The sequence below is a fragment of the Burkholderiales bacterium genome (assembly GCA_036262035.1).
Taxonomy (GTDB): domain Bacteria; phylum Pseudomonadota; class Gammaproteobacteria; order Burkholderiales; family SG8-41; genus JAQGMV01.
The window spans coordinates 1,182,704-1,195,763 of the sequence record DATAJS010000010.1; the positions used below are offsets into that span (position 1 = coordinate 1,182,704).

General features: G+C 66.5%; 15 protein-coding genes. 6 read left to right on the forward strand and 9 right to left on the reverse strand.

The features are described 5' to 3' along the window. Nucleotides 1-70: 70 nt before the first annotated feature. Complete coding sequence (locus VHP37_13550; protein HEX2827368.1) at nucleotides 71-496, reverse strand: MerR family transcriptional regulator; 426 nt, start codon at nucleotides 494-496, stop codon at nucleotides 71-73. A 240-nt stretch (nucleotides 497-736) separates the two neighbouring features. Here VHP37_13550 and VHP37_13555 point away from each other — a divergent pair, with 240 nt between their 5' ends. Beyond that, nucleotides 737-1,189: a tripartite tricarboxylate transporter TctB family protein gene (locus VHP37_13555; GenBank protein HEX2827369.1), complete on the forward strand. Its 453-nt coding sequence runs from the start codon at nucleotides 737-739 to the stop codon at nucleotides 1,187-1,189. A gap of 2 nt (nucleotides 1,190-1,191) precedes the next feature. Then, complete coding sequence (locus VHP37_13560; GenBank protein ID HEX2827370.1) at nucleotides 1,192-2,688, forward strand: tripartite tricarboxylate transporter permease; 1,497 nt, start codon at nucleotides 1,192-1,194, stop codon at nucleotides 2,686-2,688. Between the two features lie 114 nt (nucleotides 2,689-2,802). Here VHP37_13560 and VHP37_13565 read toward each other — a convergent pair whose 3' ends face one another. Further along, nucleotides 2,803-3,597, reverse strand: a complete 795-nt coding sequence (locus tag VHP37_13565) for an exodeoxyribonuclease III (protein ID HEX2827371.1) — start codon at nucleotides 3,595-3,597, stop codon at nucleotides 2,803-2,805. Nucleotides 3,598-3,689: 92 nt separating this feature from the next. On the opposite strand from VHP37_13565, the gene VHP37_13570 reads away from it, so the two are divergent. Both VHP37_13570 and VHP37_13575 read left to right on the forward strand, forming a co-directional pair. Beyond that, a complete protein-coding gene (locus VHP37_13570) occupies nucleotides 3,690-4,664 on the forward strand; it encodes a tripartite tricarboxylate transporter substrate binding protein (protein HEX2827372.1) in 975 nt (324 codons plus the stop codon). Nucleotides 4,665-4,721: 57 nt separating this feature from the next. Further along, nucleotides 4,722-5,687, forward strand: coding sequence for a tripartite tricarboxylate transporter substrate binding protein (locus VHP37_13575; protein ID HEX2827373.1), 966 nt, complete (start codon nucleotides 4,722-4,724; stop codon nucleotides 5,685-5,687). A gap of 102 nt (nucleotides 5,688-5,789) precedes the next feature. Here VHP37_13575 and VHP37_13580 read toward each other — a convergent pair whose 3' ends face one another. The 7 genes from VHP37_13580 to VHP37_13610 all read right to left on the reverse strand — a co-directional run bounded on the left by VHP37_13580 (nucleotide 5,790) and on the right by VHP37_13610 (nucleotide 11,489). After that, complete coding sequence (locus VHP37_13580) at nucleotides 5,790-5,984, reverse strand: hypothetical protein (protein ID HEX2827374.1); 195 nt, start codon at nucleotides 5,982-5,984, stop codon at nucleotides 5,790-5,792. 63 nt (nucleotides 5,985-6,047) lie between these two features. Next, nucleotides 6,048-6,248: a hypothetical protein gene (locus VHP37_13585; GenBank protein HEX2827375.1), complete on the reverse strand. Its 201-nt coding sequence runs from the start codon at nucleotides 6,246-6,248 to the stop codon at nucleotides 6,048-6,050. 129 nt (nucleotides 6,249-6,377) lie between these two features. Next, complete coding sequence (locus VHP37_13590) at nucleotides 6,378-7,331, reverse strand: D-2-hydroxyacid dehydrogenase (GenBank protein HEX2827376.1); 954 nt, start codon at nucleotides 7,329-7,331, stop codon at nucleotides 6,378-6,380. A 46-nt stretch (nucleotides 7,332-7,377) separates the two neighbouring features. Next, entirely contained in the window at nucleotides 7,378-7,647 is a 270-nt protein-coding gene (locus VHP37_13595) for a hypothetical protein (protein HEX2827377.1), read from the reverse strand. Between the two features lie 81 nt (nucleotides 7,648-7,728). Beyond that, the gene (locus tag VHP37_13600) at nucleotides 7,729-8,778 is read right to left on the reverse strand and encodes a Gfo/Idh/MocA family oxidoreductase (protein HEX2827378.1); all 1,050 of its coding nucleotides are present in this window, start codon (nucleotides 8,776-8,778) and stop codon (nucleotides 7,729-7,731) included. A 20-nt stretch (nucleotides 8,779-8,798) separates the two neighbouring features. Then, nucleotides 8,799-10,523: a thiamine pyrophosphate-requiring protein gene (locus VHP37_13605; protein ID HEX2827379.1), complete on the reverse strand. Its 1,725-nt coding sequence runs from the start codon at nucleotides 10,521-10,523 to the stop codon at nucleotides 8,799-8,801. 3 nt (nucleotides 10,524-10,526) lie between these two features. After that, nucleotides 10,527-11,489: a tripartite tricarboxylate transporter substrate binding protein gene (locus tag VHP37_13610; GenBank protein HEX2827380.1), complete on the reverse strand. Its 963-nt coding sequence runs from the start codon at nucleotides 11,487-11,489 to the stop codon at nucleotides 10,527-10,529. A gap of 153 nt (nucleotides 11,490-11,642) precedes the next feature. Here VHP37_13610 and VHP37_13615 point away from each other — a divergent pair, with 153 nt between their 5' ends. Then, nucleotides 11,643-12,005, forward strand: a complete 363-nt coding sequence (locus VHP37_13615; protein ID HEX2827381.1) for a hypothetical protein — start codon at nucleotides 11,643-11,645, stop codon at nucleotides 12,003-12,005. Nucleotides 12,006-12,053: 48 nt separating this feature from the next. Beyond that, a complete protein-coding gene (locus VHP37_13620) occupies nucleotides 12,054-13,046 on the forward strand; it encodes a tripartite tricarboxylate transporter substrate binding protein (protein ID HEX2827382.1) in 993 nt (330 codons plus the stop codon). The last annotated feature ends 14 nt before the right edge of the window (nucleotides 13,047-13,060 follow it).

The following is a 13,060-nucleotide window of genomic DNA, read 5'->3' on the forward strand; positions in this document are numbered from 1 at the left end:
GCGTCTAACGCACCCTACGGTCCTACAGCCGATGCGTAGGGTGCGTTAGCGCCGGCGGCGCGTAACGCACCTACGCAGCGACGCGCTGGGCGAGCCGGGCGGCGAGCGCGACCACCAGCGGACTCTCGACCGTGGTGATGGGCGCATCCTCGTCGGTGGACGACGGCAGGACCGAGTCCAGCGCGGCGCACATCGTGCGCAGCGACTCGATCGTCTGCTCGATCTGCATGCGTTTCTCGACGAGCAGGTCGTTGGCGTGCCGCCGCTCGGCCACGGTGCCGTTGTGCATTCGCAGCAAATCGCCGATCTCGGTGAGTGAAAAACCGCAGCGCTGGGCGTGCTTGATGAACACGATGCGCCGCAGCGCCTCGTCGCCGTACAGGCGATAGCCCGAAGCCGTCTTGCTCTCCGGCGCGAGCAGGCCCTGGCGCTCGTAGAACCGGACGCTGTCGACATTGACCCGCGCGCGCCGCGCGAGCCGACCGATGGTGTACATAAAGCGCGCCTCCTTTGCGCCATTGCGTTACCTGTAGACCGGGTCCGGCGTCCCGTACTTACAGACTTTTAAAACTCGTGACCATGGTTCGCGCTTACTCGGGGTTTTTCCGAATTTGCGCGGGGGAATGCCGCGCCTAGGATGGGCGCCGCCTGTGCAAGGCGCGGTGTCACAAAACCCATTCGAGGAGTGCAGCATGTCTGACTGTCCCATCGGGGCGCCTTCGTACAGGAGGCGCCCGTGAAGGTCGAGCTTCGCAACAACAAACGTTTTCTCTCGGGCCTGATGTTCATCGGCATCGGCGGCATCGCGATGCTGATGGCGCGCGATTACCCCATGGGCAGCGCGCTGCGCATGGGGCCGGGTTACTTCCCTAACGTCCTGTCCGGCGTGATCATCCTGTTCGGGCTGGGCATGCTGCTGAAGGGCGTCGTCAAGCCCGAGCGCGTGGAAGGCACGTGGTCGCTGCGCGCGCTGTGCATCCTGCCGCTCGCGACGGTGATCTTCGGCCTGCTGATGGAGCATGCCGGCTTCATACCGGCGCTCATCGTCCTGATCCTGGTCTCGGCGTATGCGGGCAACCAGTTCAAGCTGCTCGAGGTGATCCTGCTCGCGATCGGCCTGACGATCGCCTGCTGGGCGGTCTTCATCCTGGGGCTCGGCCTGCCGTATCCGCTCATCTTGGGGATGTAAACGTGGAACTCTTCAACAACCTGTTTCTCGGCTTCAGCGTCGCCGTTTCGATGCAGAACCTGTGGTTCTGCTTTCTCGGCTGTTTCCTCGGGACGCTCATCGGCGTGCTGCCCGGCATCGGACCGCTCGCGACCATCGCGATGCTGCTGCCGATCACCTTCAACGTGCCTCCGGTCTCCGCGCTCATCATGCTCGCGGGCATCTACTACGGCGCGCAGTACGGCGGCTCCACCACCGCGATTCTCGTGAACCTGCCGGGTGAGACGTCGGCGGTCGTCACGTGCATGGACGGTTACCAGATGGCGCGGCAGGGCAGGGCCGGACCTGCGCTCGGCATCGCGGCCATCGGCTCGTTCTTCGCCGGCACGGTGTGCACGTTCATTATCGCGCTGTTCGGGCCCCCGATCGCGGAGATGGCGCTCAAGTTCGGCGCGCCCGAATACTTCTCGCTGATGCTGATGGGCCTGGTCACCGCCGCGGTGCTCGCGCACGGCGACATGATGACCTCGCTCGCGATGGTCGCGCTCGGTCTGCTGGTCGGCGTCGTCGGCACCGACGTGAACTCGGGCATGGCGCGCTTCAGCTTCGGCATCGCGGAATTGACCGACGGCATCGGCTTCGTGGTGCTGGCGGTCGGCGTGTTCGCGATCGCGGAGATCGTGACCAACCTCGGCGATCCCGAGGAACGCCAGGTCTTCACCAAGAAAGTGAAGAACCTGTGGCCGACCTGGGCAGACATCAAGCAGAGCTCCGGCGCGATCCTGCGCGGCACCGGCATCGGCGCGTTCTTCGGCGTGCTGCCGGGAACGGGGCCGTCGATCGCGTCGTTCTCGTCCTACATGGTCGAGAAGAAGATCGCGAAAGACCCGTCGCGCTTCGGCAAGGGTGCGATCGAAGGCGTCGCCGGTCCGGAATCGGCGAACAACGCCGACGCGCAGTGCAAGTTCATCCCGACGCTGACACTGGGCATCCCGGCGAGCGCGACGATGGCGCTGATGCTCGGCGCGCTGACGATCCAGGGCATCGCGCCCGGGCCTCAGGTGATGACGCAGAAACCCGACCTCTTCTGGGGCCTGATCGCCTCGATGTGGATCGGCAACGCGATGCTCGTCATCCTGAACCTGCCGCTGATCGGTCTCTGGGTGAGCCTGCTGAAGGTGCCGTATCGCATCCTGTTCCCGTGCATCATGGCGTTCTCGTGCATCGGCATCTACAGCGTGAACAACAGCGCGTTCGACATCTACATGACGGCGTTCTTCGGCGTCGTCGGCTTCGCGTGGGTGAAGCTCGAGTGCCCGCCCGCGCCGATGCTGCTCGGCTTCGTGCTGGGACCGCTGATGGAGGAGAACCTGCGGCGCGCACTGCTGATCTCCCGCGGAGATCCCAGCGTCTTCGTGACGCGGCCGATCTCGCTGAGCTTCATCATCGCGACCGGCGTCATCGTCGTCGTCATGCTGCTGCCGGCGATTCGCGCGAAGCGGGAGTCGATCACGGACTGAAAGACCTACGCCGCTGGTCGGTGCGGCCTGAATGGCCGCACCTCCCCGCGCAAAAGGCGCGCTTATGCGCCTGCCGGCGCTACATGTTATTCGCAGGGTGCGTTGCCGCGCCTGCTACGGCGCCAGCGTTACCGTCAGCGGCGCGTGGTCGCTCCACCGCAGTAAATCGAGGATCTCGGCGCCGCGCACGCGCGGCACGAGATCCTCGGACACCAGGATGTAATCGACGCGCGCGGCGTCGAGCCGGCGCGAACGCTTGTTGAACCACGTATAGGCGCGCGCTTCCGGGTTGCGCTCGCGCCAGATGTCCACGAACCCCTCTTCGACGATGCGTGCGTTGAGCTCCGCCCTGGCGCCCGCGTGCGGCTCCTCGGTCCTCAGCCGCGGATACGTGTCCTGCTTGGTCCGCGACACGTTCCAGTCCCCCGCCATGATGACGCCGCCGTCGCGGCGCAGCTCGCGGCCGAGATCCATGATGCTGTTCTGCACGCGCCGCTTGAGCCGGTGGCGATCGCCTTCGATCCGGCCGTTCGCGTCGAAATACGGCCTGGACGTGCCGTTCACCGCGTAGACGTTGACCACCGCGAGGCCACGCTTGCGCACCACGACCACGCGGCCTTCGAGATCCCATTCGGGCACCAGGGCCTGCCAGCGCCCGCGCACGTAGGTGGCGACGCCGTACATGCGGCCGCCGCGAAACGTGACGTTACGCGCGTCGCGGGCGAGCGAGTGGTGGCAGCGATAACCCGGCAAGGCGCGCTCGAGCGCGGCGACGGCCTCGGCGTCTTTCGCCCGTATCCGAACCTCCTGCAGACAGAGCACCTCGGGCTCGCCGAGCGCCTCGGCGACCTGCGGCAGGACGGACAGGCGCGGCGGCGCGTTCTCGATGTTCCAGGCCGCTACTTTCATGAGCAGGCGCTCCTTTGGTAACGTAGCTCTCCATCGGCCCGGCAATCTCCGGGCCCTCGATCGAAGCGTCACCGTTTCGGAGGGGAAACGCGATGCGCTGTACGAGCGTCATGCTTGCGGCCGTGCTGGCTCTGGTGCCGGTCACCGCGTGGTGTCAGAGCGCCGGCCAGTTCCCTTCCAAGCCGGTGCGCTACGTGGTGCCTTTCGGCGCAGGCGCGGCGCCGGACATCGTCGGCCGGCTCGTCGCCGAAAAGCTCACGCGCACGTGGGGGCAGCAGGTGATCGTCGACAACCGCGTCGGCGTCGCCGGCGTGCTCGGCACCGCGTTCGTCGCGAAGTCCGCCCCCGACGGCTACAACCTCATCCAGTGCAACATCGCCTCCAGCGCGATCGCGGTGACGCTGTTCGCGAAGATGCCGTACGACCAGGTGCGCGACCTGGCGCCGATCGCGCGCATCGGCATGACGCCGAACATCCTCACCGTGCATCCCTCGCTGCCGGTGAAGACGGTGAAGCAGCTCGTCGCCTACGCGAAAGGTCATCCGGGGCAGCTGAGCTATTCGTCGGGGCTGGTCGGCACCTCCCCGCAGCTCTCCATGGAGCTGGTCAAGCTGGTGACGAAGATCGACGTCGTCAACGTGCCCTACAAGAACTCCGCGCAGGGCGTGACCGACAACATGGCGGGGCTGGTGCCGATCGGCATGGTCAACGTGCCGTCGGCGGTCGCGCCGATACAGGCGGGGCGGCTGCGTCCGCTCGCCATCACCAGCGCGAGCCGCATATCGCAGCTCCCGGACGTGCCGACGATGCAGGAGTCGGGCATCCCCGGCTACGAAGTGAACTCGTGGTACGGCCTGTGCGCGCCCGCGGGGACGCCGGCGGCGCTGCTCGACCGGATGAACGCGGAGCTCAACTCGATCCTGGCCATGCCCGACATCCGGCATCGTTTCGACGAGCTCGTCGTCATCGGCCCGCCGACCACGCGCGACGAATTCGACCGCTTCATCCGCGCCGAGATCGCGCGCTGGGCCAAAGTCATCAAGGACGCCGCCATACCGCTGCAATAATTGGGGTCAGGTCCACATTTCCGCGAAATGTGGACCTGACCCCCGGGGAGGACCGCCATGCGCCGTGCCGCCGTCGCCATCCTTGCGTCCGCAGTCCTGCCGCACTCCGTTGCCGTTGCGCAGACTTTCCCGGTGAAACCGGTGCGTTACGTGGTGCCGTTCGGCGCGGGCACCTCGCCCGATATCGTCGGACGGCTCATCGCCGACAAGCTCTCGCGCATCTGGGGACAGCAGGTGATCGTCGACAACCGCGTCGGCGCGGCCGGCACCATGGGCACCAACTTCGTCGCTAAATCGCCACCGGACGGGCACACGCTGATCCAGTGCAACATCGCGTCGAGCGCGATCGCGGTGTCGCTGTTCGTCAAGATGCCGTACGACCAGCTTCGCGACGTCGCGGCGGTGACGCGCATCGGCACGACGCCCAACATCGTCACGACGCACCCGTCGACGCCGTTCAGGTCGATGAAGGACCTCATCGCCTACGCCAAACGAAATCCGGGCAAGCTCTCCTACACGTCAGGGCTGGTCGGTACTTCACCGCAGCTCTCGTTCGAGCTCGTCAAGCTGATCGCGAAGATCGACATCGTGAACATCCCCTACAAGAACGGCGCACAGGGGATCACCGATACGATCGGCGGGCAGGTGCCGATCAACATCTCGAACTTTCCGCAGAGCGTCGCACCGGTGCAGTCGGGGCGGCTGCGGCCGCTCGCGGTCACGACCGCGCAGCGCGCCGCGACCTTTCCCGAGGTGCCGACCATGCAGGAAGCGGGCTTGGCCGGCTACGAGGTGAGCTCGTGGCAGGGCGTGTGCGCGCCGGGCGGCACGCCGCCGGCCGTGCTGGAGAAGATCAACGCGGACGTCAACGGCGTGCTGCGCATGACCGACGTCCACGCGCGGCTCGAGGAGCTCATGATGGGCGGCCCGGAGACCACGCGCGAACAGTTCGACCAGTTCATCCGCGGCGAGATCTCGCGCTGGGCGCGGGTGATCAAGGAAGCGGGGATACCTCAGCAGTAGCCGCCGCACCGACGGCCACCTCAGCGCAGAGCAACGACGTGCGTGCGAACCCAATCCAACTACAGCTCGAGAACCTCAGCCAGCGAAAGGTATCGCACCTAGCTAGGCGAGACGGCGGTGCAGCTCGCGGTTTTTGTCCAGCAATCTCGAAGCGATTTGTTCGAAATCCTCTCCCGGCTGCGTGACCAGGTCGCGAACTGCCGCTTCGGCGAGGTCGCTGACGGAAACGTTCAAGCGAGCGGCGATGTCAGCGAGCTGCGCCTCGAGATTGGTGGGCACGTCCAGAGTGATCTTCATGGATGCACTTTACCACCGGACTGCACACCAAAGCTTTCGAGACGCACGCCCCAAATCTGCCGGTCAGTAATACCGCGCATCCCCCGGCCGGCGATCGTAGCGGTTCGGCACGCCGTCGCGATCGCGGTCGCGATAGCCGTAGCCGTTGCCACGATAGCCGGAGTCGCGATAGCCGTAATCGTGGCGCGGTCCGTCGACAGGGTAGGCGACGCATCCCGACAGCACGGCGGCGCCGAGTGCGAGCGCTGCAAGCAGCTTTTTCATGACGACTCCTTCGTATGTGTCTTACGCGATATTCAACGCGCAGCCGCCGCCGGAGTCGTCAGGTCTTACAAACTGTTACCTCCGGGTCAGAGTCAGATTCGGGAACAATAATGTGACTCTGACCCCGATTTAGTAGCCGCGGGCGCGGTCGACCAGCGCGGTCATCGGCTCGCCCGCGAGATAGCGCCTGGCGTTCTCCGCGAAGATGTCCGCGACGGCCGCGCTGCGCCCGGGGTGGCCGCCGCCGATGTGCGGCAACACGAGGATGCCTTCGGTCTGCCAGAAGGGATCCGACGCGGGGAGCGGCTCTTGGCGAAACACGTCGAGCACCGCGCCCGCGATCGTCTTCGCTTTCACCGCCGCGATGAGATCCTCGTCGTGAATCACCGCGCCGCGCGCGAAGTTGATCAGGTAGGCGGTGGGCTTCATGCGCTTCAATCGCGCGGCGTTGATGAAGCGGTCGGTGTCGGGCGTCGCAGGCAGCAATACGACGACGTAGTCCGACGCTGCGAGCACTTCGTCGGTCTCCGCCGAGCCGTAGACCTTGTCGACGTGAGCGACCGGAGAGGCCGTGCGCCTGGTGCCGATGACGCGCATGTCGAGCCCCGCCGCCTTGCGCGCGAGCTCCTGCCCGACCGCGCCGAGGCCGAGTATGCCGAGCGTCTTGCCCGCGAGCGTGCCGCAGGTGCGGCGCGTCCAGCGGCTCTCGCGCTGGTCCAGCACGATCGGCATGAACGGCTTGGTGAGGTGGAAGAGCGCGCCGAGGATGTTCTCGGGCATCGACAGGCGGTGGGAGCCGCGCGCGCAGGTGAGGGTCACGCTGTCCGGCAGGTCGGGGCTCTCGAGCCACGACTCGACACCGGCGGTCATCGTCTGCACCCAGCGCAGGCGAGAGGCCTGTTTGAGAGCGCCGTCGGGCTCCCAGCCGACGAGGATCTCGGCGCGCCCGGCGAGGTCGTCCGGCAGCGCCTGGTCGCGCTTGAAGCTATGGATCTCCAGCCGGTCGAGCACCCCTTTGCGCTCGAGCGCCTGCTCGAAGGTGGGCGACTCGTTCAGCCACAGCACACAGACCGGTTTGCTCATCGACGGGCTCCTCCTCGTGAAGAGCCCGATCGTATCGCAACCGGCGTTATTTCTTCTTGGCGCTCTTTCTGGGCGCGGCCGCCTTGCGGACCGCCCTGGTTTTCTTCTTCGCCGGGCCCTTCTTCTTCGCCGCGCTCTTCTTCTTCGCGGCGGCCTTCCTCTTTGCCGCCGTCTCGGCCTTCGAGACGCGCTTCACGTCCTGTCCGTGCGCGCGTTTGTAGGTCTGAATGTCTTCGAACTCACCTTTTCTGCTGCGCTCGGCGTACAGCTTGGAATTACTCCGGCTGCGATGCGTCGTGCGTTTTTTGGCTGCCATCGTTAGTCCTTTGCGTCCAATTGGGGTCAGGTCCACATTCTCAATCAAGAATGTGGACCTGACCCCAATTAGTTGCAAACGTTATGCCAATGGCAGATGAACGCGCCGTCCTTCGCGGCTCGACGTGTGTACCGCTTCGGTGAACTCCATGTAATGCACCGCGTCCGCGAACGACGTGCGGCGCACCTGCTCCTGGCCGCGGATCGCCGACACGAACTCTTCTTCGACGCGCCACTTGTAGCTCTTGTCCGCGGGGACTTCGATGATCGACATCGCCTTGTCGCCGCGCTTGCCGCCCGAGAGCACGAGGTTGTCGCGGCCGCGCTGCTCGAGCCGCAGCGTGCCTTCGCTGCCGTACAGCCACACCTCGGGTCCCGGCATGAAGCCCGCGACCGAGCTCCAGTGCATGCGCGCGATCGCGCCGTTGGCGTAGTCGGCGAGCACTTCGACGTGGTCCGGAACGGTGACCGCGCGGCGCTCGCCGCTATCCTTGTCCATGCGGTACGGCACCGCGAGGCGCGTGCGCGCCGTCACCGCCACCGCGTGACCCAGCCAGCGCGAGATCGACTCGTACCAGATGCCCATCGACATGATGTTCATGCCCGAGAACTCGCGGTCCATGCGCCAGTGCATCGGCGCGTCGCGGTTGACGAACCCCGCCGGCACCTTGAGATCGACCGACTGGAGCTCGCCGATGTAGCCGTCGGCGAGCAGGTGCATGACCATCGGATCCGCGGCGAAGGTCGGCGGGCCCGGCACGACCTGCGTCACGAGGTTGGGCTTCGCGCGCGAGGCGGCGAGCATCTGCCGCGCCTCGGTCGAGTTCATCCCGATCCGCGCCTCGGTCAGCACGTGCTTGCCGGCGTCGAGCGCGGCGAGCGTGATCGGGCAGTGCATGTAAGGCCACGTGCCGATCACCACCGCGTCGATCGCCGGATCGTTGACGAGCTCCTGCCAGCGGTCGTGCACGCGCGGGATGCCGAACTCCTGCGCGACCTTTTCCGACGAGGCGCGCGAGCGGTTCGAGACCGATACGATCTCGACGCCCGGGATCTTCTTGAGCTTGGGGATATGGTGCAGCTTGGTGTTGCCGCCTGCGCCGACGACGCCGACGCGTAAGGTTTCGCTCATCTTCCTTCCTCTGGTGGTGGTCAGGCCGCGCCGCGGCGGTGCGAGAACGCGGTCTCCGCGCTCGTGATCATTTCCAGCAAGGCCGCGCGGCCGTTCTCGTTCTGCTCGCGCGCACGGAGTATGGCATTGCCGACTTCGGCCGGATTGTCGACGCGCTCGCTCCAGCCGCCGAGGTCTTTGGCGATGTTGGCGTAGCTGCCGCCGAGGTCGCGCGTCTTGTATTTCTCGTGCGAGTACTGCATCGCGTGGGTCTCGATCGCCATCGTGTTGTTGTTGAGCACGATCGTGGTCGAGGGGATGCCCGAGCGCGCGGCGGTCTCGAAATCGAGCCCGGTCATGCCGAACGCGGCATCGCCCATGAAGTTCACGCAGAACTTGTCGGGCGCGCCGACCTTGGCGCCGATCGCGAGCCCGAGGCCGGTGCCGAGCTGGTGCGACTTGCCCCAGCCCAGATAGCCTCGCGGCCTCGAAGCGACGTAGAACGGCAGGAGCTGGTCGCGCGGGCTGCCCGAGTCGTGCGTGACGATCGCATCCTCCGACGGGATCACGCGCATGAACTCCGACATGACGAAATACGGGCAGAGCGGCTTCTCGGTCGAGCGCAGCTTCGCTTCCCAGCGGCCGAGCCATTCGTTGCGCAGCTTCTGGATCGTCTGCCGCGTCTCGGTCCTGCGCGGCTTGCCGCCGAGGCGCTCTTTCGCCGCTTCGGCGAGCTGCGCCAGCACGAGCTTCGCGTCGCCCAGTATCGGGATCTGCGTCTCGTTGATCTTGTTCAGATCGCGGGCGTCGTTCGTCGCGTGGACGATTTTCTTGCCGGGCGGTAGCACCGGCGTCGTGATGTTGTGCTTGGTGAGCGAGGTGCCGATCGCGAGGATGACGTCGCTGTCGTGCAGGTAGTGCCGGCCCTGTCCGGTGTAGACGATGCCGCCCGAGCCCAGCGCGAGCGCGTGGTCCTCCGGGAAACCGCTCTTGCCGTCGGTCGTCGTCATCACCGGCACGTCGAGGAGCTCGGCGAGCGCGACGAGCTCGGCGGTCGCTTCGGCGTAGAGCACGCCCTGGCCGGCGATGATCATGGGGCTGCGTGCTTCGAGGATCAGCTTCACCGCGTCGTCGATGTCGCGCGCGTCGCCGGCGGAGCGCGCCGCGCGGATCGGCGTGTAATCGACGGCGCCTTCGAAGTCCGCGGTCATGAGGTCCGCCGGCACTTCGACCATCACCGGACCCGGCCGGCCGTTCTTCAGCGCGTTGAACGCGCGCCGCATCGCCGCGACGACGTGCTCGGCGCGCGCGACCGGCTCGACCTGCTTCACCACCGATGCGTAGGTGCGCGTCGAATTAAAGAGCGGGAACGTCTGCGCGGTCTCCTGCGGATGCCCGAGCGGCAGCAGCAGCACCGGAGACGAATCCGAATACGCCGACGCGATGCCGGCGAACGCGTTCTCCGCCCCGGGGCCGTACTGCATCGCGAAGACGCCGGCGGGCTTGCCGTTCGCGACGCGCGTGCAGCCGTCGGCCATGTGCACCCCGACGCGCTCCTGCCGGCAGATGACGGGCCGTATGCCCGCCGCTGCCGCGGACTCGATGATCGGCGTGGTGGGAAAGCAGAACATCGTCGAGATGCCTTCGCGCTTCAGGATCTCGGTGATCGCATCCATCACTTTCATGGTCGTCCTCCCTTGGGCGAGTGGAGCTGTTTTCGATGCGCCGGCAGCCTTATGTTCGCCTGCTTCAGCGCATCGCGCCACCCGTCATTGGGTTTCGATCCCGAGGTCCTTGACGATCTTGCCCCAGAACGCGTTCTGCTCGCGCATGAAACCCTCGAACTCCTTGGGCGAGGCGCTGGTGAGCTGGACCGCGCTCACCTTGGCGTAGCGCTCGGCGGTCCACGGGTCGTGCACGACCTTGGTGACCGTCCTGAAGAGCCTGTCGACGATCGCCTGGGGCGTGCCTTTCGGCACGTAGATCCCCTGCCAGGACCCCAGGTTGAGCTCGGGATAACCCGACTCGATCATCGTCGGCACGTCGGGCAGGGCGGCGACGCGCTGCTTCGCGACCACCGCCAGCACCTTGATCTTGCCGGTCTTGGCGTGCGGCACCAGCGACGCGGTGGTGACCATGGTCGCCGCGACCTCGCCCGACATCGTCGCGATCGTCGCGGCGCCGGCGCCGCCCTTGTACGCGACGTGGAGCATCTTGATGCCGGCCTTGCTCATGAAGAACTCCAGAGCCATGCGCTGCGCGCTGCCGAAACCCGCGGAGCCGTAGCTCAGCTTGCCCGCGTTCGCCTTGGCGTACGCGATGAACTCCTTCAGGTTGTTCGGCGGCAGGCCGCCGTGGATGCCGAGCGCGCCCGGCACGTCGACCACGAGCGTGATCGGGATGAAGTGGCTCGGCCGGATCGGGAACTTGGGGAACATGCTCGGGTTGATGCCCATGGCGCTGACGTTCCCGAGCAGGAAGGTGTAGCCGTCGGGCGTCGCGTGCGCGGCGGTCTCGACGCCGATGTTGCCGGAGGCGCCGGCGCGGTTGTCCACGACGACCTGCTGCCCGAATTCTTCCGCGAGCTTGGGCTGGAGGATGCGGCCGATGAAATCGGAGGCGCCGCCGGGCGCGAACGGCACGATCATGCGCACCGGGCGCGACGGATACTCCTGGGCGGCAGCCGTGGCGGCAACGAGAAACAGGAAGGTGAACAGAGCACGCTTGACCATGGAATCTCCTCGGAAGAACTTCCTTAGGCGGCGGCTTGTTTTAGTTTCGACTCTAATCCGTGCCACGGCCGCGGACAAGACCGCCGGGCGGGTATACGCTTTGCGGGCTGCGCGCATCGCACACCCCGTGCACTCTCACCGATGAGGCCCCCGATGAAACCGTTCAGCCGAACCCTTCCCCCGCTGCTGGTCGCGGGAGCCCTCTCCGGTGTCGCGATGGCGGCTGCCGTCGACGAGAAGACGATCAACCTCACCCCGTCCGCGTGCCGCAGCTACGCGGCGTGGTCGGGCAACCTGGTATGGGCGAGCGATCTCGGCGCCGACAAGGAAAAGGCGAGGGCCGATCTGGTCGCGCGCGACGCGAAAGCGCCGTCGAGCATCTTCGCGCTGATGCTGGTGAACCTCGACGCGCTCTGGGACACGTCGGCCGACTGGGAGCAGGTGACGATGGTCATCCTGCAGGACTGCATCAAGCGCCGCGGCATCTTCCCGAACAATCGCGAATCCGGGACGTAAGCGGCTCCGGCGCGTTACGATGGGCGCTCCTCGGAGAGGAGGCCCGTCATGCGCAAGCTGGTCACCGGTGGGGCGATTTTTTTCGGCCTGACGCTGTTCAGCGCCGGTGTGCCGGCGCAATCGAAGACCGATCCGCACGCCTATCCCGCGCGTCCCATCCGCATCATCGTCGCGAACACCGCCGGCAGCGGGATGGACAACGTGACCCGCATGCTCGGGCAGGGCATCACCGAGCAGTGGGGCCAGCAGGTCGTCGTCGACAATCGTCCCGGCGCGGGCGGCATCATCGGCCACGAGATCGCTGCCAAAGCGGCGCCCGACGGCTATACCCTGCTCTTCGGCGCGTCCGCCGGCGTCGTCATCCAGCCGCTGCTGACCAAAACGCCGTACGACTCGGCGCGCGATTTCACGTCGGTCTCGCTCGTGGTCACGAGCATCCAGTTGCTCGCCGGCCATCCCTCGCTCGCCGCTTTGAGCGTCGAGGAGCTGCTCGCGATCGCCCGCGCCAAACCCGGCCAGCTCAACTGCGGCTCGTCCGGCAGCAACAGCTCCAACCATCTCGCGTGCGAGATGCTGCGCGTGCTGGGCAAGGTCGACTTCGTCCACGTGCCGTTCAAGGGCACGGTGCCGCAGCAGATGGGGCTCGTCAGCGGGCAGGTGCAGTTCGCGTTCGCGAGCATTCCCACGACGTTCACGCAGTCGAAGGTCGGCAAGGTCCGCGTGCTCGGGCAGGGCGGCCCGACGCGCTCGCGCGTGCTGCCCGACCTTCCGACCATCGCCGAGACGCTGCCGGGATTCCAGGCGGTGACGTGGTACGCGCTGTTCGCGCCGCGGGGCACGCCGCCGGCGATCGTGAAGAAGCTCAACGGCGCGGTGGTGAAGATCCTCTCCGATGCCACGCTCGCGCAGCGGCTGGTGAGCCAGGGCCTCGATCCGGCGCCGGGGACGCCGGCGGAGCTCGACACCTACATCGCGGCGGAGCACGACCGGTTTTCCCGGATCATCAAGCTCGCCGGAATGAAAGGTGACATGAACCGGTGACGTGAAACGGTGAC

Bases quoted from the DNA above. Each gene is read 5' to 3' on its own strand.
- VHP37_13550 (HEX2827368.1), bottom strand. From the start codon at position 496: ATGTACACCATCGGTCGGCTCGCGCGGCGCGCGCGGGTCAATGTCGAC.
- VHP37_13565 (HEX2827371.1), bottom strand. From the start codon at position 3,597: ATGAAAGTAGCGGCCTGGAACATCGAGAACGCGCCGCCGCGCCTGTCC.
- VHP37_13570 (HEX2827372.1), top strand. From the start codon at position 3,690: ATGCGCTGTACGAGCGTCATGCTTGCGGCCGTGCTGGCTCTGGTGCCG.
- VHP37_13575 (HEX2827373.1), top strand. From the start codon at position 4,722: ATGCGCCGTGCCGCCGTCGCCATCCTTGCGTCCGCAGTCCTGCCGCAC.
- VHP37_13580 (HEX2827374.1), bottom strand. From the start codon at position 5,984: ATGAAGATCACTCTGGACGTGCCCACCAATCTCGAGGCGCAGCTCGCT.
- VHP37_13585 (HEX2827375.1), bottom strand. From the start codon at position 6,248: ATGAAAAAGCTGCTTGCAGCGCTCGCACTCGGCGCCGCCGTGCTGTCG.
- VHP37_13590 (HEX2827376.1), bottom strand. From the start codon at position 7,331: ATGAGCAAACCGGTCTGTGTGCTGTGGCTGAACGAGTCGCCCACCTTC.
- VHP37_13595 (HEX2827377.1), bottom strand. From the start codon at position 7,647: ATGGCAGCCAAAAAACGCACGACGCATCGCAGCCGGAGTAATTCCAAG.
- VHP37_13600 (HEX2827378.1), bottom strand. From the start codon at position 8,778: ATGAGCGAAACCTTACGCGTCGGCGTCGTCGGCGCAGGCGGCAACACC.
- VHP37_13610 (HEX2827380.1), bottom strand. From the start codon at position 11,489: ATGGTCAAGCGTGCTCTGTTCACCTTCCTGTTTCTCGTTGCCGCCACG.
- VHP37_13615 (HEX2827381.1), top strand. From the start codon at position 11,643: ATGAAACCGTTCAGCCGAACCCTTCCCCCGCTGCTGGTCGCGGGAGCC.
- VHP37_13620 (HEX2827382.1), top strand. From the start codon at position 12,054: ATGCGCAAGCTGGTCACCGGTGGGGCGATTTTTTTCGGCCTGACGCTG.